Origin of the sequence: Bacillus sp. AP8 (assembly GCF_000321185.1) — a bacterium.
GTDB classification, from domain to species: Bacteria; Bacillota; Bacilli; order Bacillales; family DSM-1321; genus Bacillus_AD; species Bacillus_AD massilioanorexius.
In genome coordinates this window covers 1-19,705 of the sequence record NZ_CAPG01000025.1, presented here as the reverse complement: position 1 = coordinate 19,705, position 19,705 = coordinate 1, and the positions used below count along the sequence as shown (strand labels likewise).

16 protein-coding genes are annotated in these 19,705 nt (G+C 34.0%); 5 read left to right on the top strand and 11 right to left on the bottom strand.

The features are described from left to right. Positions 1-291: 291 nt before the first annotated feature. Positions 292-738: a hypothetical protein gene (locus BN349_RS04645; RefSeq protein ID WP_081591177.1), complete on the bottom strand. Its 447-nt coding sequence runs from the start codon at positions 736-738 to the stop codon at positions 292-294. Between the two features lie 364 nt (positions 739-1,102). Further along, positions 1,103-2,761, bottom strand: coding sequence for an ABC transporter substrate-binding protein (locus BN349_RS04640; RefSeq protein WP_019241110.1), 1,659 nt, complete (start codon positions 2,759-2,761; stop codon positions 1,103-1,105). A gap of 96 nt (positions 2,762-2,857) precedes the next feature. On the opposite strand from BN349_RS04640, the gene BN349_RS04635 reads away from it, so the two are divergent. Beyond that, complete coding sequence (locus tag BN349_RS04635) at positions 2,858-4,111, top strand: MDR family MFS transporter (RefSeq protein WP_019241109.1); 1,254 nt, start codon at positions 2,858-2,860, stop codon at positions 4,109-4,111. Between the two features lie 297 nt (positions 4,112-4,408). On the opposite strand, the gene BN349_RS04630 is transcribed toward BN349_RS04635, so the two are convergent. From BN349_RS04630 to BN349_RS04620, 3 genes are read right to left on the bottom strand one after another with little or no spacing between them, the layout of a single operon-like run. Then, a complete protein-coding gene (locus tag BN349_RS04630; RefSeq protein ID WP_019241108.1) occupies positions 4,409-5,203 on the bottom strand; it encodes an ABC transporter ATP-binding protein in 795 nt (264 codons plus the stop codon). A 44-nt stretch (positions 5,204-5,247) separates the two neighbouring features. Beyond that, positions 5,248-6,249 (bottom strand): FecCD family ABC transporter permease, encoded by a 1,002-nt coding sequence (locus BN349_RS04625; RefSeq protein ID WP_019241107.1) that lies wholly within the window; start codon positions 6,247-6,249, stop codon positions 5,248-5,250. Beyond that, a complete protein-coding gene (locus BN349_RS04620; protein WP_019241106.1) occupies positions 6,246-7,274 on the bottom strand; it encodes a FecCD family ABC transporter permease in 1,029 nt (342 codons plus the stop codon). Before BN349_RS04620 ends, BN349_RS04625 begins: the two co-directional genes overlap by 4 nt. A gap of 169 nt (positions 7,275-7,443) precedes the next feature. On the opposite strand from BN349_RS04620, the gene BN349_RS04615 reads away from it, so the two are divergent. The 3 genes from BN349_RS04615 (at position 7,444) to BN349_RS04595 (ending at position 10,315) form a co-directional block, all read left to right on the top strand. Continuing rightward, entirely contained in the window at positions 7,444-8,391 is a 948-nt protein-coding gene (locus tag BN349_RS04615) for an ABC transporter substrate-binding protein (protein ID WP_019241105.1), read from the top strand. Positions 8,392-8,551: 160 nt separating this feature from the next. Further along, positions 8,552-8,839 carry a hypothetical protein gene (locus BN349_RS04610; protein ID WP_019241104.1) on the top strand — a complete coding sequence of 96 codons (288 nt, stop codon included), beginning with the start codon at positions 8,552-8,554 and terminating at the stop codon, positions 8,837-8,839. A gap of 867 nt (positions 8,840-9,706) precedes the next feature. Then, positions 9,707-10,315 (top strand): 3'-5' exonuclease, encoded by a 609-nt coding sequence (locus BN349_RS04595; RefSeq protein ID WP_019241101.1) that lies wholly within the window; start codon positions 9,707-9,709, stop codon positions 10,313-10,315. A 76-nt stretch (positions 10,316-10,391) separates the two neighbouring features. Here the strand turns inward: BN349_RS04595 and BN349_RS04590 are convergent, their stop codons facing one another. From BN349_RS04590 to BN349_RS04565, 6 genes are all read right to left on the bottom strand, one after another. Beyond that, complete coding sequence (locus BN349_RS04590) at positions 10,392-11,597, bottom strand: MFS transporter (RefSeq protein WP_019241100.1); 1,206 nt, start codon at positions 11,595-11,597, stop codon at positions 10,392-10,394. A 116-nt stretch (positions 11,598-11,713) separates the two neighbouring features. Continuing rightward, complete coding sequence (locus BN349_RS04585) at positions 11,714-12,934, bottom strand: MFS transporter (RefSeq protein ID WP_019241099.1); 1,221 nt, start codon at positions 12,932-12,934, stop codon at positions 11,714-11,716. 61 nt (positions 12,935-12,995) lie between these two features. After that, positions 12,996-13,874 carry a shikimate dehydrogenase gene (locus BN349_RS04580; protein WP_019241098.1) on the bottom strand — a complete coding sequence of 293 codons (879 nt, stop codon included), beginning with the start codon at positions 13,872-13,874 and terminating at the stop codon, positions 12,996-12,998. Positions 13,875-14,248: 374 nt separating this feature from the next. Next, positions 14,249-15,010, bottom strand: a complete 762-nt coding sequence (gene aroD, locus BN349_RS04575; protein ID WP_019241097.1) for a type I 3-dehydroquinate dehydratase — start codon at positions 15,008-15,010, stop codon at positions 14,249-14,251. Positions 15,011-15,030: 20 nt separating this feature from the next. Next, positions 15,031-15,912 (bottom strand): shikimate dehydrogenase, encoded by an 882-nt coding sequence (locus tag BN349_RS04570; protein WP_019241096.1) that lies wholly within the window; start codon positions 15,910-15,912, stop codon positions 15,031-15,033. Positions 15,913-16,259: 347 nt separating this feature from the next. After that, positions 16,260-18,260 carry an oxidoreductase gene (locus tag BN349_RS04565; RefSeq protein ID WP_019241095.1) on the bottom strand — a complete coding sequence of 667 codons (2,001 nt, stop codon included), beginning with the start codon at positions 18,258-18,260 and terminating at the stop codon, positions 16,260-16,262. Between the two features lie 279 nt (positions 18,261-18,539). On the opposite strand from BN349_RS04565, the gene BN349_RS04560 reads away from it, so the two are divergent. Beyond that, positions 18,540-19,451 (top strand): LysR family transcriptional regulator, encoded by a 912-nt coding sequence (locus BN349_RS04560; RefSeq protein WP_019241094.1) that lies wholly within the window; start codon positions 18,540-18,542, stop codon positions 19,449-19,451. Positions 19,452-19,705 lie beyond the last annotated feature (254 nt).

Here is a 19,705-nt window from a genome sequence, read left to right as displayed (position 1 = left end):
TTTCGCTCCTTTTCTCATGCTTTCGGTGTTTAATGAGGTTATACATTTTTGGAATTCAGTCATATAGAAAATAGAATAAATAATACATACACTTTTCAAAGTCCTATAAAAAAATCGGAGAACTATTTTATTTTCATCTGCTTACTAATGTAATAATTGCTAAACATCCTGCAATAATCAATAAAATCCAGACCGTAGGGTTATCCATCGATTTTCCAACTACTTTTTCCTTCTCAACATTTGTAAAGTTGCTATTTTCTGAAGTTTGATTAATTGGTTTCTTTCCAACTCCTAATTGTTTATAGTCCTCGGATGCTGATGATAATAAAGTTGTTTTTGAACATATGCTAACATGAAGTCCCCCCCCTTTTCATGTGCAAAAACAATATATTCTTTTCCTAGACCAAACTCGAATCCACAGCTTGCTCCACTTCTTTCAGTGTATACAACTACTTGTTTTTGATTTATTCTTTTCCAAATTTCTTTTACATTAAATTGAATAGCAATAAGATCAGCTGATGATTGTATATCTTTATTAGATTTCTTATCAACTATATCTACCACTTTCCCACTAAACACAGCTGAACTTTGCTGTAACTCTTGGCTTGCTTGACTAGGTTCAGCACAAGAGCATGCAAAAGCTTGAAATGGTGTATAACTCCACGAACAGACCAATACTAGTAAAAAAACCAATATATATTTAGCAATTTTCTCTCCAAAAATCGGACGTTCCATCATTTCTCACTCCTTTGTTTACTCCTTTAGACGCATGTTAAGGACACGAAGTTATAAATAATCCTATTTAGATTCATAGCCTTTTCATCCTTCAATTACTAAACACAAAAAAGAAGAGGCTGTCTAAAAAGGGGGGTTCAATCCTTTTTTAGACGCCTCTATGCTTCATCTTGTATGATTTTATAAAAGTATGTTTTGTTTATGTGTATTCTTACTTCTTGATAAAAGCTGATATTTAGCGTTTTTATCATTTGTTTAGCTTTATATCCCTGCTTTTATACAAAAATAGATCTTTCCTTTGAAGCATGATGAAATAATAAAAATAACCTTATGAGTCAGACTTTTCTTTTTACATGGCATTGTAGTTTTATTTAGATGTTTCAGGCAATGACTTTATCCAAAGTTCTGTTAAATCAACATAACCAAAATGTTTAATTTGAACATTCATAACATTTAGAGAAAAAGGAATAAATCGTTTCTGATAGTATAGTGGAACACAGAGTGATTGCTTTTGTAGATAATTTTCAATGGCTAAATGAATCGACATCCACTCCTCAAAAGATGTTTGACTATACAAACTTAACTTATCTTTTATATAGACCTCACGCTTAGTAAAGGGATGAAGCGGCGAAAACTTGTTTGTTAAAAAATAAAAATAAGAGAAAGATTGATTTAATTCAAATATTTCGCCATGTATAAATAGGTCTGCATCATGTAAGGGATCTGAATCATTTATCATTTGATCAAATGATACTTTCTCAATTTGAACGACAAATCCATATTGTTCAAGGAGACGCTTAAACCACATTGTTGTATCCATAGCATAGTTAGCATACTTTAACAAAATAGGCTCAGTAAGTTCTGGTTTATGTAATTTAGGTGGCATCAACCGCTTTGAGTATCCTATTAAGCACCCTTCATGATTACCCATTGTACGATTATCTTCATTGGCTAACTCATCGCGATGCTTAGCAATGATGGCATGAATATAGTCTCGAACTTCTTTTCTTTTCATATCTGACTCACGATAAGGATTCATCACTACAATACCAAAACCAGAGTCACTTTCAATCTGCCCAGTATCTATCGGTTTTAACTCTTCCGAACTATGATACAATATTTCAAAATCACGTGGGACTTTAATAAACTCCACACGATCCAATAAAGGACGCACACCAAAATATTGTGGAAAAGCAGAAAGAACCGTTTTCTCATTTGTATGATTCGCTAAATAAAATCCACCTGTGCCATATAAATTTCCATTTACTTCCTTAAAAATACTCGATGTAATAAGACTCAAAAGATGTAAAACATATGTACAACCTGCTGGAAATTCTAGTGTAACAACACGTGTTACCGGTGAAAAAATTTTGGCAATTGGTGTCCATAGAAAGGAAAAATGATCATTTTGCATCATTCGCTTTAAAGATGTTACTACATCCTCAGCAGTCAATATCGAACCGTCATGAAACATAACATCTTTCCTAATATATAAAGTAAGTGCGGTTTTCGTATACTCCCAACTATAAGCTATTTCCGGACTTATTGTTCCATCCTCATGTAGCGCTACAAGACGATTGTATATATTTGCGATTAAATTCGCACTATTCACATCTGCTGCTTTAAGAGGATGAGTCGTTAAAGCAGTATGATATTTTGGGATGATTAAGCAGTCTTCATTTTGTGATTGAAAACCGAATTTAGATTGAAATGCATTTATCAAACGTTGCTTCGTCTCAATCGACCAATTTAACAATAAATATTTACTAACTTGTTCTATTTTATTTTGGTCCATATCAATTAATATAGATTTTTCATACTCTTCTTCCACTGACTTTAACCAGCACAATTCAGATTTTTTTCCTCTTCCTTTTCCAGAAGTAAATGTTAACCAACCTTCTTCCGACCATTTGATTAGTTTGCGTTTCGTTTGTTTCGTACTATAACCAATCTGCTGTGCTATATCATCAATTTTAATTTCCCCTTGCATACCTGATTGCCAAAGTATTAATAATGAACCATCCATTCTATCACCTGTTTAAGTAGACATTATTTTCAAAATTGGGTATTTTTATTATATTTCGTCTCCTTTAATATACATGTATAGAAAGGGATGAGTAAATTGAAATGGCATACATATCCACAAAATATTAAAGTTAGGCTAATTACTTCATTTTTTAATCGAGCTCTAACAAGTGCAATTATGCCGTTTATGGCATTATTTTTCTCTGAGCATCTAGGGGTTGTTTGGGCAGGTATTTTTCTTGCAGCTACTGTATTTGTCGCATTTATTAGTAATTTGATCGGTGGCTATATATCTGACCGCTTCCAACGTAAGCGTGTATTAATTATCACATCATTGATTAGCGCAGCCATGTTTGCCCTTATGACAATCAGTTTAATTCCCTTACAAAAATGGATTTGGTTGTTCGCTGCTTGCTATGTATTCTATATGATGTCTAGTAGTATTGGTAAACCTTCTATGAGCGCTATTATTGTTGATTCTACTACACCTGAAAATCGTAAAGAAGTATACGCTCTTGATTACTGGCTAGTGAATTTATCAATAGCAATAGGTACAGCGTTAGGTGGACTTTTTTATGTAAACCATCAATTAGAATTGTTTATCGGACTAACAATTATCGCGACGTGTTTACCAATCGCCTATGCATTTTGGCTACAAAATTCAGACGTTAAACAACTAAAGCAAGTACATCAAAATGTCTTCATAGATTTATTAGCCAATTATAAGATTGCCTTACAGGATACACCATTTGTTATGGTTGTTGTAGGAAGTATGTGTATTTTTGCAGCAGAGTTTTCATTAAATAATTATATCGCTGTTCGTCTATCTAAAAACTTCGAAACGATAACTCTAGGAAATTTTGATTTTACCGGTGTTCGTATGCTAAGTTCATTAAACATTGAAAATACGTTACTCGTAGTTTTCTTTACATTTCTTATTACAAAATGGATGAACCGTTTTCCCAAAAAACATGTTCTACTTGTTGGATTGATATGTTATTCGGTAGGATATGCCATTTTAACATCTTCAAATGTATGGTATGTCCTTCTTGCTATGAATGTCCTTGCAACTATTGGTGAATTGATGTACTCACCGATTGCACAAACAGAAAAGGCAAATATGATGCCAGCCGATAAACGTGGTTCATACTCGGCTTTTTCTAACTTAAGCTTTAGTGGAGCTGAACTGATCGCACGTTCAACTATTATAGTTGGTGCTTTTTTATTCCCCTCCATGATGTCTGTGTATATTGGCGGAATTGCACTACTCGGCACTTTATTATTATATACAGCATTGTTTACAGTTTCTAAAAAGAAGTCGAACGCCATCTTGCACGAAAAAAGCATGTAGATGACAACTAATCTTTACTAGTTTAAAATCAAATCTTAGATTAATCTTGCATTTGAAACAGATTCTGATGGTTCAGCATGTATCTTTACCTGTTTTGATCGACCGAATAAACGTGTCTTTCCCTATGAATTATCTGATATATGAATTTTCTTTTTTCCAGCTAGTATATTAAATTCGTTTCCAATATAGTATGTAACGTGGAAGAAATAAAAGGTTCATAAAGCCTAGTCCATTGAACAAATGATTCATAAAAAAAAATCCAGCACGTTGGCTGGATTTTTTCTCTTTAAAACTTCATTAATTACAAGGACCGATAAGATCATAAGATATCATCGCTGGCTTACCTGTTCTCGGATCAGTTAAAACTGATGTTTCTATATTGAATACTTGTTTCAATACGTCTTCAGAAATTACTTCTTCAGGATTTCCTTCTTTTATAATTTTCCCTTTTTTTAGAGCCACCAGGTTATGAGCAAAACGCGCTGCATGATTCAAATCATGAATGACCATTATGATTGTCCGCTCTTCTTCCCTATTTAACTTATCAAGTAGCTGAAGTACTTCTAGTTGATGAGCTAAATCTAAATAAGTGGTCGGTTCATCTAATAGTAATAGATTTGTTTCTTGTGCAATTGCCATTGCAATCCATGCTCTTTGTCGCTGACCTCCTGATAAGGTATCCACTTCTTGATGCTGAAGTTCTGTTAATCCTGTAACATCAAGAGCCCATGCAATCATTTTACGATCATGATCACTTAATCGCGAAAAGCCTGATTGATATGGTGTACGTCCGAACGAAACTAAATCATACACAGAAAGTCCTGACGGAGAATCTGGAGATTGAGGTAAAATAGCCATTTTTTTTGCCATTTCTTTTGTAGATGTTTTATAAATATTCTTACCATCCAAATACGTAATGCCTGATACTGCTTTTTGTAATCTAGACATCGTTTTTAACAAAGTTGATTTACCACAACCATTTGGACCAATAATAGCTGTAATTTTATTTTTTGGAAATGTAACATCTAACTGTTGAATAATGATTTTTTCATCATAGGCAACTGTTAGTTGCTCTGCTGATAATGTAGACATATACAATCCCCCTAAACTGTATTTTAGTATTCCTAATTAAAGGCTTATCGTGTTCTCATTAACAAATATATAAAATAAGGTGCACTTACAAGTGAAACGATCATACCAGCTGGTAATTCAGTCGGTGCTATAATATTTCTACCAATTGTATCAGCGACTAGTAAGATAAGAGCACCTAATAAGGCCGAAATCGGTAGCATGAATTGATGCTTCGGACCTATTAAACGACGTGCTATATGAGGGGCAATTAAACCTAAAAAAGCTATTCCCCCACCAGCAGCCACGCTTAAACCAGCAAGAGCGACAGCTGTAATTAATAAAATGATTCTCTCTCGTGCTACCGATATTCCTAAGCTCATTGCCACTGGAGTTCCTAGTTGCAAAACATTTAATGTTTTAGCTTTATAAATAGCGAATGGAATCAGCAATATGAACCATGGAAATAGTGCCCATACATACTTCCATTGGGTAGCCCATAAATCTCCAGATAACCAGACAACAGCCTGCATAAAATCAATTGGATTCATTTTCAACTGTAAAGCAATCAATATCGCGGACAATCCCGCATTAACCCCGATACCAACAAGAAGCATTCGAATGGATTGAAACCCACCCTTCCAAGCAAGTAATACGATCAAAAACGCAGTCAGAATTGCTCCACAAAATGCAAATAGTGGCAATGCATATACGTTTTGAGTGCTTACGCTACTTTGAAAAAATGAAATATAGACGACTACAGCTAATCCAGCTCCAGCATTTATACCTAATATTCCCGGATCAGCTAATTCATTATCCGTTATACCCTGTAATATTGCACCAGAAATAGCCATTCCCATACCGACCAATATAGCAAGTATGATGGCTGGCATCCTTAATTCAAACAATACCAATTCTTGCTTTGTCGTCCCGTTTCCCAAAAATGTTTGTAAAACTTCTGTTGGTGATATACTTACAATTCCATAATTTAGACAAATTAGAGTTGCAATCGATATCAGAATTAGTAAAACGCTGATTATCGTTATAAATTTTCGTTTTAGGAGCTTCATAATGATCGCCCCTTTCCTTTGCGAACTAAATATAAGAAAAACGGAACACCAAGTAATGCCGTTACAACACCAACTGGCGTTTCATAAGGTGGATTAAGAAATTTTGCTCCGACGTCAGCCAAGACTAATAAGATACCACCAAAAAATGCAGAAAATGGAAGTAATAATCGATAGTCCGTTCCGATTATCATACGGCAAATATGAGGAACGACAAGTCCAACAAAACCTATTGCTCCTGAAACAGCTACTGAACTCCCGGTGAGTAATAAAACAGCAAGTATACCAAGGGTCCGTACAACAGTAATATGTACACCCAAACCTTTTGACACATCTTCTCCTAAATGAAGTACAGTAAGTGCTCGTGAAATCATAATGACAAATAGAATACCGATAATACCGAATATCACCAGCATTTTCACGCCATTCCAATCAATACTAGACAAGCCTCCGGCAAACCAAAAACTCATATCTTTAGCAACGTTTTTATACAACCCAATACTTGAAGTTAGTGAACTTAAAAACATCCCTAGGGCTACCCCAGCTAAAGCAAGTTTTACAGGATTGTTTCCTCCTTTAGATAATAAAGCTAATCCAAATACAAAAAGAACAGCCACACCTGCTCCAACTATACAAGCTAAAGTTGTACCCGTAATAGATAAATTGGGGAAGAATGCTAAAGATAGCACAAGTGCAAATGCAGCACCATGTGAAACTCCTAACAAAGATGGTTCTGCTAAAGGATTCCGTGTCAGAACTTGCATAATACAGCCAGATAAAGCTAAAAAGGCTCCTATCATCATAGCTGCTAAAGTTCGCGGTAGTCGAATATCATGAATAATTTGATGTGATGAAAGGGTAGAATTATAATCAAACAACGCTTGATAAACTGTTACCAATGAATAATTTTTAGTACCAAGCATAAGAGAAATAATAAATGCTAGTACAAGTCCCAATACACTAAAACCGATAATTAAACTATTTTTAGCTATTGGATTATAGGCTTTCATCTGTTTCTTTTCCAACATGCGATAATACCTCACTATATTCTCTATTTATTGAGAATAATTTTCAACCATTTTAGTATACAAGTATTAACCTATGATTTTCAATAGCTTTTTAACTGAAACATGTTGACAGTTTATTTGATAATGATTATCATTATCTCGCAAGTATAATTAATAGGAGGCACATATTTTGAAACTACATAAGAAGCTTATAGCCATACTCGCAACTGTACTTTGTCTCATGCTAATTACAGCATGTGGAGGTACTAAAAAAGATGAAACTGATTCATCAAAGAAATCTAAAGAAATTACATTAACAGATGCTATGGGAGAAGTTACTCTTCCAGCAAATCCTGAGCGGATTCTTGCTTCAAATTTAGAAGATTCGCTTGTATCGCTTGATATCATTCCGGCAGCTCAATGGTCAATAGGTGAATCTGTGCATGCTTATTTACAAGATGCCTTAGGAAATGTTCCAACAATAGCTTGGGATATGCCATTAGAACAAGTAATTGAAAAAGATCCTGATTTAATCATTTTCAGTTCCCCTTCAGCTATACCAAGCGGAACATATGAAGAATATAAAAAAATAGCCCCTGTTTATGTCTTTAAGGATGAAGATAGTTCAGACTGGCGTAAACAATTGCAAATAATGGGACAAATTGTTGGAAAAGAGAAACAAGCAAAAGAAGAATTAGCAGCTTATGAAACAAAAGCAAAAGATGCATCTGAAAAGCTTAAGAAAGCTATAGGTGACGAATCAGTAGCGGCTATTTGGATTATCGGTGGCCAATATTATTTATTAGAAAATGAGCGTTTTTCGGCAAATGTTCTATATAAAGATCTACAATTGACTCAACCAAATATGATTAAAAATATGCCTGCAGCTAAAGATGCTACATGGAGCCCTATTTCTCTTGAAGCCCTATCGGATTTAGATGCAGATCATGTATTCCTAATTGCAGCAAAAGGAGAGGCAGGCCTACAAGCTCTAACAAATAGTACTGTATGGAAGCAACTTCCTGCTGCTAAGAACAAACAAGTATATGAATTAGAAGATGATGGATCTTGGACAATTAATGGACGAATCGCAAGTGAAAAAGTTATTGATACTGTAACAAAAACATTAGTTAAATAATCATAAAGGGTTGGTAAAAATGTAACTTCCATTTTTATCAGCCCTTTATTTAGCCGTTGTACTTCCTATATATACCAGCATTTTAATTAACAGAATTTTTTTACTTGTATAACTTTTCGCGAAAAACTTTGATATAATAATAGGTAAAGGAGGGAGAGAAATGAAACAGACTAAATCTAAAAAAAGTAAGCAATTTGAACTTGATCCAACTGGCACAGTTCTTGGATTTATCACCTATGTTGTCTTTATTGGTCTTGGTTTATACACATCGATTATGAGCTTTATAGCAACCGCATCTTCATTAATTCATGGTGAATACGATATGATGATTATATGGTCATGCTTAGGTTTGTTCGCATTTTCTTGGTTCCTTTATTTTTCCTATCAACTTTATCAACTCATTAAAAACATCAAACAATATAAAAATAGATTAAGAATAGTTAAATAAAAAAACAGCACAATCGAAGTGCTGTTTTTCTATTTAGCTGAGTTTATCGAACGTTTGTTAGTAAATCTAAACTTATCTTTTTCGTTAGACAAAGATCCATCCAATTGGTGCATTCACCTATGTTGGGTCTCATCTTTCTTTATAAAGATTGCCACCCAATTATTTCATATACTGTTTTCGTATCATTGTTGCCTATTAACAATAGAGTAGCTATAGGTTGAATTCTGCTCAAGATGCTCGCTTTCCCTAATCCCTAGGATGATGAGCCTCCTCTCCACCATGGTGTCACTCCCCTGCCCCTCAACTACCTCAGGAGTCTCGCACCTTACCCTCCATTCGACTTTTATACTATATTTATTTAGCGAACTTTTTAAAAACAACAATCTTTTAGAAAACAACCTCCTTGAAAAAGATCTCTTTCTGAAGAAATGAAGGCAGGAAACTTGGTTTCAAAATTATTGGTTAGCAAGTATACTCTATTTTTCATGAAGGTTGCTATTTTCGTAAGTATGTATCTTTGGCTTTTCATACATAATCGTTCATAATGAAAGCAGATGAACACAATTGAGTTTTTGGAGGATATTTGTTCTATTTATGATTACAAACATTATTAGTAGACTGACATATCAAAAAATAGATTCCTTTCAATATCCATACATTACTAATAATGATTTTGCATTCATATCATTTTCTAAATTCATGTTAAATGTAATAATAAGTTTAATTATTTTTTTTAGTCTTCATTTTCTATACGAATCTTATCAAAGATGGAGAATGAAATCGAGATACTATGCTGCAGAAAAAGAGAGAAAAAAATCTATGCAGAAGATTAGATGAAATGAATTCATTTTAGAAAGATGTGAAAAAATGGACTTTGTGACAATTGATTTTGAAACTGCTAACTCAACAAGATCTAGTATTTGTTCAGTTGGAATTGTACAATATAAAAACGGTAAAATAGCAAATGAATATTATGAATTAGTAAAGCCTAAAAACACCTATTTTCATCCTATTAATGTTAGTATACACGGTATTACTTACGAGGATGTAAGAAATAAAAGTGAATTTAACATGCTATGGCCAGAGATTCATAGTTTATTAGAGAATCATTTAGTTATTGCTCATAACGCCGCTTTTGATATGAGTTGCTTAAGATACGTATTAGACGAATATAACGCTCCCTATCCGAACATCTCATATAATTGTACATTAAATATATCTAAAGCCATATGGCCAGGTTTACCAAGTTATAAGCTTAATGATTTATCTAAAAAACTCGGTTATCGTTTTGATCATCATAATGCACTAGATGATGCAAAAGCATGTGGAAATATCCTAATACATGCGTTAAACCATACTAGCTCCAAAGATCTCACTACGATGTTTGAAGAATATTCAATTAAAAATGGCATAGTCTATCCAGAAGGTTATAAATCACCAACATTCAAAAAAGGTAAATCAAGAAATAAGGCTTAAGCTTTTCATCTAAACTTTTAAGATATATGATTTCACAAAGAAAAAAGGACCTGTCAAAAGGTCCTTTTTTGTTAAACTATGCTGCTAGTTTTTGAGTTATTTCTTTTTTATTTGTTAACTGACGATAACGATAGTTTGCAATTAACGCCAACAAAATACCTGCTCCATTAATCATTAGCGAGAAAATAAATACACCGCTCACATCAGTAAATCTTGTAATCAAACCTGTGACAAAAGGAATTCCAGCAGTTGCTACACTAGTTGCCGTACATAAAATTCCTGTTATCTTACCTTTATTTTCCCAAAAAAACTCACACATCACCGATAATGCTAATTGCATAACTCCTGCTAAAGAAAAACCAATAATAAATGCAGCAATAATCGTAACTGATGTTATTTTTATATACATAAGAGTTAACGTTGCCACTAAAGTAATAATTGGATAAACAAGTAATACATCGACAGCCTTTACCCACTTTCTAAGTGCAACGGTCATCACTATTACAGAAAGAAAGGCTCCAATATTATAATAACTGATTAGTTTTAATGAGCTAGTTAGAGACATCCCCATTACTTCTTGAGCATAAGTCGGCATCCATATTTGCATTAAATATAATAGTGCCGGTGCTGTAAAACCTATGCCTATAAGTGCTAGACCTTCTATATAAAACTTTGGTCGATCATTAAATCTTATAATATGTGATTCTTCCTTGCTTCCTATTGTACTTTTGTGCGCCGGAAAGCGAACTGAAGAGAGAAAGATTGCACTCAATAATAGAATGATTGCAGGTACAAAGAATGACCATCCAAAAAAGATGTTATTAGTAAGAAAGAAAGTAATCATAAATGGTAAGATTAGAGATCCTACCGAAATAAATGCCTTCAAGAATACAGTAGCTGCACTTGCTTGTTTCGGAAATGATTCCATTAAAGTTGGATAAGTTCCAGCATCTAAAAATGCGTTTGATACTCCACCTAACACAGCAAACACTAAAGCAATTTCATAACTTGTACTAAGTGGTATTCCTATTAAGAAAATAGCGCAAAATACTGCTCCTAAAATAACAAAAGGCTTTCTACCATATTTATCGGAAGTAGTTCCTGCTAAATACAAAGAAGCTAAACGCCCTATTCCAAATGCAGATATAAGAAAGGATACACCAGCATTATCTGTATTCAATTTTTCTGAAAGAAATGACATATTTTGAGCGATCATTATGTATGCCATACCAAATGCAAAATAATTGATATAACAACCTAATGCTGCAAATTTTCTTTTCATTAATAACCTACCTCCATCTGCTTAATATGCTCATTAATGAGCAAAGTATAAATATCTAAATTTACACTTTAACTCATTTTTGAAGCATATATAGAACATCCTGATTATACTTTGTATTACGCTGCTACACTACCACTTTTATTTTCCACTTTCATGACTTTACGATATCTAACCAGGACTACAGTTGCTAAAATCACACCAACAAAAGTCACACCAGATCCAAAATGAATGATATTTGTTACATTTGATTCCGCTAATGCACCTGTTACCGCTGGAATAACTGCACTAGCAACACTAGACATCGTCATGAAAATCCCCGTCATAGTACCTTTTTTACCATTAAAGAATTCCGTCATTACAACTAGAGCTAACTGTAATACCCCTCCTGCTGCAAAGAAACCAATTAAGAATGACCCTGCAATAACCATCAGAGGTGTTTGAATGAAGGCAACTCCAAGTAATACGAAGAAAGACATTAGTGGATAGACTAACACAATATATACTGGTTTAATAAGACTCTTAACTAAATAAGAAGTTAAGAATACAGACGCCAATGAACCTGCACTATAATAAGATACTAGTTTTAATGCTGATGTATTTGTCATACCAACTACTTCTTCTCCATAAGTCGGTAACCAAGTTTGAACAATTAAAAAAGTTGCTGTTGCTGTGAATGCAATCATAATCACAGCAAATCCTTCGATAAAGAAATTTGGTTTAGAAGCAAATACTTTTGTAGATTGTGCCTCTTCTTTATCCTCTTTCCCTTTTGATACAATATGACTTGGGAAAGGTAATTTAATCATGAAGATCGCGTTCAATACAAATAACACCACTGGAATAATGAAAGAAATTCCCCAATACCAATTGTTTGTAATGATTAATCCAATAATAACAGGTAATGTAAATTGACCTGCTGAAATAAACGCTTTAATAATAATATTGGCTGTCCCTGCGGCAGTCGGGAATGATTCGATCAATGCCGGATAAGTACCCGCGTCAAGTACTGAGTTAGCAATACCGGCTAATAATGCTAGTACAAATGCGATTTGAACATTTGGAGCAAAAAGAATGGAGATAAAGAACCCTGCATATATCAACATGCCTGCATATACTGTTGGTTTTCTTCCAAATTTATCAGATAATACTCCAGAGATAGCTAATGCGATTAAACGACCAATACCCAGTGCAGAAATAACATACGCAACACCTGCTTTATCCGTATTTAATTGTACTTGTAAAAATGACATATTCTGAGCTAAAATAATGGCTCCCATTCCGTGAACGAAATAGTTTATATACAATGCCAACGCAGTAGGCAAATACTTATTTTTCATTAGTGAAACTCCATTTCAAAATGTATTTATTTAGTTTGAATAATGTAGTAAAAAGCGATTTTTAAAACATTTGTTCTTTCACATAGTCAACTGGCATTTCTTGACCTGTCCAAATTTCAAATGCTTTAGCACCTTGATAAAGCATCATTCCTAATCCGTTGATCGTTTTACATCCAACACCTTCAGCCATCTCTAACATTTTCGTTTTACGTGGTATATAAACGACATCAGATACTATAAGCTCTGGACGTAGCCAAGATGGATCAGGAATTAAACACTCATCTTGAAGTGGTTTCATTCCAACCCCTGTTCCATTTGTTAATATATCAGCTTCTGCAATAGCTGCTTTTAATGCTTCAAGATCTTCAAGCTTATGAACTGTAGCTTTACAATTCACATCTTTCATTTCCTCATTAATGATTTGTACATTTTTCTCAGCTCTCGCAAAGAATTCATCTTCACGATTGAAAATAGCTATTTCTGCTACACCATCTAAAGCTGCCTGTATAGCTATTGCAGTGGCTGCTCCACCGGCACCCATTAATACCATCTTCTTACCAATTACCTCTACACCCGCTTCTTTTAACCCTCTCATATAACCTGTACCATCTGTAATATGACCGACTAATTTTCCATTCTCATTTACAACTGTATTTACCGCTCCCGCAAACTGCGCAGCTGGTGATAATTCATCAAGTAATGGTAGTATCTTTGTTTTATTTGGCATAGAAACATTAAACCCTCGAACCTGTAATGCTCTCATCCCAGTAACAACGTCTGCTAATTGCTCATTACCAACTTCAAATGCCATGTATACGTAGTTTAATCCTAATTTTCTTAATGACATATTATGCATTGCTGGTGATAAAGAATGGCCTATTGGTGTTGCTAAAAGTCCTAGTAATTTTGTTCTTCCATCAATTCTTCCTTGATCTGTCATTGTAATACCTCCACATTTTTCTGTTAATTTTTTGTCAGAACGATACATAATGCTATACTTTAATTACTTATCTATAAGTAAGCCATTGACTTCATGTGAAATATTTCACATTTTAATGTGAACTAAAAAACTCAATCCCACAAAATCAGTAATACGATCATTTTCGCTGACCACTTGATTATAAAAGTACAAATCCTATTACGTCTAATTGAAAAAAAGCTGTTTATTTATAGATTTTTTCTATATATTTCTTCGAATTAAAGTACATAATCACTGTTTAAATATGATTAAACAACTACAAAATCATAGGGATAATAGAAGGAATAGATGGAAAGTCTATCCCTTCAGATAGCTACATTATACATTTACTCTTCTTATAAGCTTTTATGTAAAATGTTTAATACCGTTCGAAGTTCCGAAACAGGAATTTGACCAGGAGCTGAAGCCTCTTTTCCTGCACCAAAAGTAAATGCGGAACCAAAAACTTCTCCAGCGAGGCGACTGATAACACCCGTTCCTCCCATTGACATCGTAATAAGCGGACGATCAGCATATTCCGTTTTCATCGTATTTGTTGCATCTAATAGAGTAATAACATCTGCTACAGACGTTGGCATAACAGCTATCTTCGGAATGTCTGCACCATATTCCTGCATTTTACATAAACGATTGATAATTTCTTCTTTAGAAGGCGTTTTGAAAAAATCATGGTTTGACATGATAACAAAGACTCCGTTCTCTTTAGCAGTTGCTACTAGATTCTTCACATTAACTTCTTCGTTAAATAATTCAACATCTACTAAATCTATCATTTTCGTACGTATTGCTGTTTGATTTAGTTCTACATAAAAGGCATCACTAATTTCTTTCTCTCCACCTTCTTTATGGCTACGAAAAGTAAATAGTAATAATTCTTCAGCAAATACTTCTCTTAGCTTTGCAATTAAATTTTTTACTGCTTGAAGATCTTCCACTTTTTCATAGATATCTACACGCCATTCAACCACATCTGGTTTTAACTCTTTAACCATGATTGCTTCTTGTAAAATTTGCTCATCTGTTTTCCCTACAAGTGGAACAATGATTTTGGAAACACCTTCTCCAATCGTAACATCTTTTATTTTTAGAATGCTCATATATATTCTCCCTCTATAATTTATTGAAACATTTGACTCTTTACATACTCTACAGGCATCTCTTGACCTGTCCATATTTCAAATGCTTTTGCACCTTGCCATAACATCATGCCTAATCCATTAATTGTTTTACAACCAACTTGTTCAGCCATTTCTATCATTTTCGTTTTCCGCGGTATGTAGACTATATCAGATACTATTAATTCAGGTCTTAACCAAGATGAATCTTGAATTAAATTGATATGCTCTAACGGCTTCATGCCAACTCCAGTTGCATTCGTTAAAATGTCACTCGTAGCAATTTCAGCCTTTAATCTATCAATATCTTCTAAATCATATACCTCTGCATTACATTGCACATTTGGGATCGCTTCATTAATAATTCGCGCATTATGTTCTGCCCGATTAAAGAAATCATCTTTACTATTAAAAATAGAAATTTCATTTATACCGTCCAATGCAGCTTGAATTGCAATAGCAGTAGCCGCACCTCCAGCACCAATAAGCGTCATCTTTTTCCCTAAAATGTCTACCTCTGCTTCTTTTAACGCTCTCATATAACCGATACCATCTGTATTATGGCCAATTAACCTACCGTTTTCATTTACAACTGTATTAACGGCACCTGTAAAACGAGCTGCTGGTGTGAGTTCATCTAAAAGAGGCAGGATTTTCGTTTTATTTGGCATTGATACATTGAAACCACGCACTTGTAATGCTCTCATTCCTGTAACGACGTCTGCAAGTTCCTTATTTCCTACTTCAAATGCCATATACACATAATTCAATCCAAGCTTTTTAAGTGACATATTATGCATAGCCGGTGATAAGGAGTGACCTATAGGTGTTGCTAAAAGTCCTAATAATTTCGTATTACCATTAATACAACCTGATCCAGACAATCTATTTCCTCCTCATCCTATTCCGTTATCACATATATTCTCTCTCATTTTACAAGAAATTATGAAGTATTGTAAAAAATAGACACATGTTAAACATTACACCAACGTTTGTGAATATATTCACAAACGTTGGTGTATGTTACTTATGAGAATCTATCACCAATAAATAGAATAGATTTTATGACTCCTTGATTATAAAAGAACCAAACATATAAATCTAATTGAAAAAATCATGATTATTGATAGTTTTTATCTATATTTGGGATGGTTTGACTAGCTTAGCCGCTCAGCAACTTTAACATAATATACCAAACGGCTATAGCTATTACTACCATTTAAATCTTATCTTACATAACACCTATTTTTTTCAATGTATCCGTAATATTTCTTCCTTCTCGAATACCATCTAAAATTTTGCGTGCTCGTTGACTATCTCCAATATTTACGAATTCTACACCCTTTTTCATAAAATGCTTTTGCAATAATTGAACATGATCATTTACAGATTTCATACCAAGACAAATAAAGCCATAATCAAAAGTTAATTCTGAATCTTGCCCTTCAAATTGTAATGTAAAGTGATCAGATGCTACCTCCATTAAAGATGTATTAGTATGAACTTTTACATCTTTCTCTTTAATCATGTTCATCATTGAAATTCGAGTAATATGATCTAAATCACGACCAAGCATCGGTAATCTTTCAACAATTGTAACCTTTGCTCCTTTTTCAGAAAAATACTCTACAACATCTAAGCCCACTGCTCCCCCTCCGATAACAGCAATGTGCTTCCCTTCAACATCAAGTTGATTAAATTCATCTAAATTATTAAGCAAACCAATAATGGAAAAAATGTTTTCTTCCACTTTATCTATTCGATCCAATAAGCCTGGAATAGGTGGTAATAAAGGCTGTGAACCAGTTGCATTTACGACCACGTCAGGTTTAAACTTTTCAATCGTTTCAATATCTGCTTTTGTATTGGTGAATGCAACTAAATTCTTCAATTTTTCTGCTCGTCTTACTAGATATTCAGGAAAATCCGAAATTCTATTTTTAGCTGGTAATGTAGCAATTTCACGAGCTAAACCTCCTAGATAAGGCTTTTGTTCAAATAAGAATGTCGAACAGCCTACCTCAGCTGCTGTACAAGCTGCTTCTAAACCTGCTGTTCCTCCACCAATAACAACTACATTTGTCATTTCCGATACTTTATGTTTCTTATAACCTTCTTCATTCATTAAGTTTGGATTGATTGTACATCTTATTGGTCGATTTAATCCGATGCGGTGCCCAGCACAGCCGATGTTACAAGAAATACATTTTCGAATGCTGTCTTCATCTGCCGTTTCTACTTTTTTCACCCAATAAGGATCTGCAATTAGTCCACGACCCATGCCAATTAAATCTGCATGTCCATCAGCCAAAATTTGATCAGCAATTTGTGGATTACGAATGTTACCAGTTGTCATTGTAACTTTTCCAAATTTCTCTTTTACAGCCTTTGCCATATAAGAGCGCCATCCGTCTGGTAGGTTCATTTGATCAATCTGGTATTGAACGGAATCATTTACAGCAGCAGAAACGTTAAAGATATCTACCTCATCTTGTAAGTATTCCAATATTTGCAGGGTATCATCTAACGTATTTCCTCCAGCTAGTAAATCATCCGCGCTAAAACGAAGCATTATCGGGAAAAATGGACCTACTTCCGCTCTTACTCGATCAATCACTAATCGTGCAAAACGAGCTCGATTCTCATAATTACCACCGAATTCGTCTGTACGATCGTTGTATAATGGTGATAAAAACTGACAGATTAAATAAGAATGTCCCGCATGAATTTCAACAGCGTCAAATCCAGCTATTTGTGCACGACGTGCTGCTTTTCCATATTTTTCGACAATGTTCAAAATTTCTTCTTTACTTAAAGGTCTAGGAGTAACTCCTCCTGTTTTAGAAGGTATAGTAGATGCAGAAACAGGTGTTAGCCCTTCAATTCGGTCCGGTATAGCGGATGCTCCAGCATGATTGATTTGAATAGATACATTTGTACCATACTTGTGCAATGTCTCTGTTAAATTGAATAAACCGGGAATGTATTTATCGTGATCAATACGGATTTGTGTTGTTCCATTAGAGCCAAGAGGATAATCTACATTTGCATTTTCTACGATGATTAACCCTGTCCCACCTTTCGCTCTTTGCTCATAATAACTAATATGATCTTCATTAAATTCGCCATGCTGTCCCCCAAAGTTTGTTCCCATAGGTGGCATTACGATACGATTTTTTAATGTCATACTTTTTACAGTTAGTGGTTCAAAAATATGTTTATAATTTGTCATGACTAATCCTTCCTATTGTTAATTTTTCCAATGAAAAAGAAAAAAATATTTGTTAAAGTAATGTCTGATCACTAGTATTCGATTGGTAATTTATTTACAATATAATTTGTGATTTATTTCACAATATCTCTTAATAAAAAACTCACAAAATATCTCCGTCTCGATGTCACTGTGATACATGTTTTACACTTTAAGATTATACGACTCAACATTACCAATAATCTAATTGGTTTTTGCCGTTTTATTCATAGGCATTTTCTATAGAAAGGATTATCATTCATGAATTTACGCCAACTATATTACTTTCGCACACTTGCTAAATTAGAACATTATACACAAGCTGCCTCACATCTTTCTATTACGCAACCAAGCTTAAGCCACGCTATATCAGAGCTTGAAAGAGAATTGGGAATATACTTATTTGAAAAACAAGGGAGAAATATACGTTTAACAAAGTACGGACGCTTTTTTTTAAGCTATGTAGAGAATGCACTAGATGAATTAGAAAAAGGAGAAAAGAAGCTAAAAAACCTAGCGAGTCCAACTCACGGTGTAATTGACCTAGCCTTTATTTATACTTTGGGATCTCATTTTATACCGAATATGGTTCAAGCTTTCTCAAGTATAGAAGCTAACCAAAATATTTCATTTTCTTTTAGTCAAGGTGTGACTAATAATATCATTCAAGGTTTAAAAGAAGAGAAATATGACTTAGCTTTTTGTTCAATGATTGATAACGAACCAGATATTGAATTTATTCCAATTGCCCAACAAGAATTAGTCGTTATTACTTCGTTTAATCATCCGTTGGCTGATAACGAATATGTACACTTAAAAGATACCGCTCCCTTTCCATTTGTTTTCTTTAATAAAGAAAGTGGTATACGTCCTATTATTGATAGCTTATTCGAACAGGTTCAGGTCAAACCTAGAATTGTATGTGAGGTAGAAGAGGATAGTGCCGTTGCTGGTCTTGTTTCAGTGGATTATGGAATTGCTGTGATTCCCAAAATAGCAGCGTTAAACTATCACAATGTTAAAGTGTTACCCATTAAAGAACCTGAATATCAAAGATACATTTATCTTGCTATGCTCAAAAACCATTACTTATCTCCAGCCGTATGTAAATTCCGAGATTTTGTCATTGCTACCGCCAAAAAGCAATATTCACAATCGAAAATATTAATTTAATAATTGTGAAAGGCTATTTTCATAAAAAGTTTAAGTCGATGAATGCAATTAGTAAAAAAAAAGGTCGATTGGAGCGTATGCTACAGGACAGCTGGAAGAGTAAGAGCCTCCAAGCACTAGATGTCAAGGGTGCTCAACTATTGCCCTCAAAAAGCGGTCATCCTCGGGCAAAATTGAACTTCACTATTTGCTCATAAACTAGAAAAAATACGAAAACCAGACATAAAAAAACATGCATTGACTATAAAAAGTAT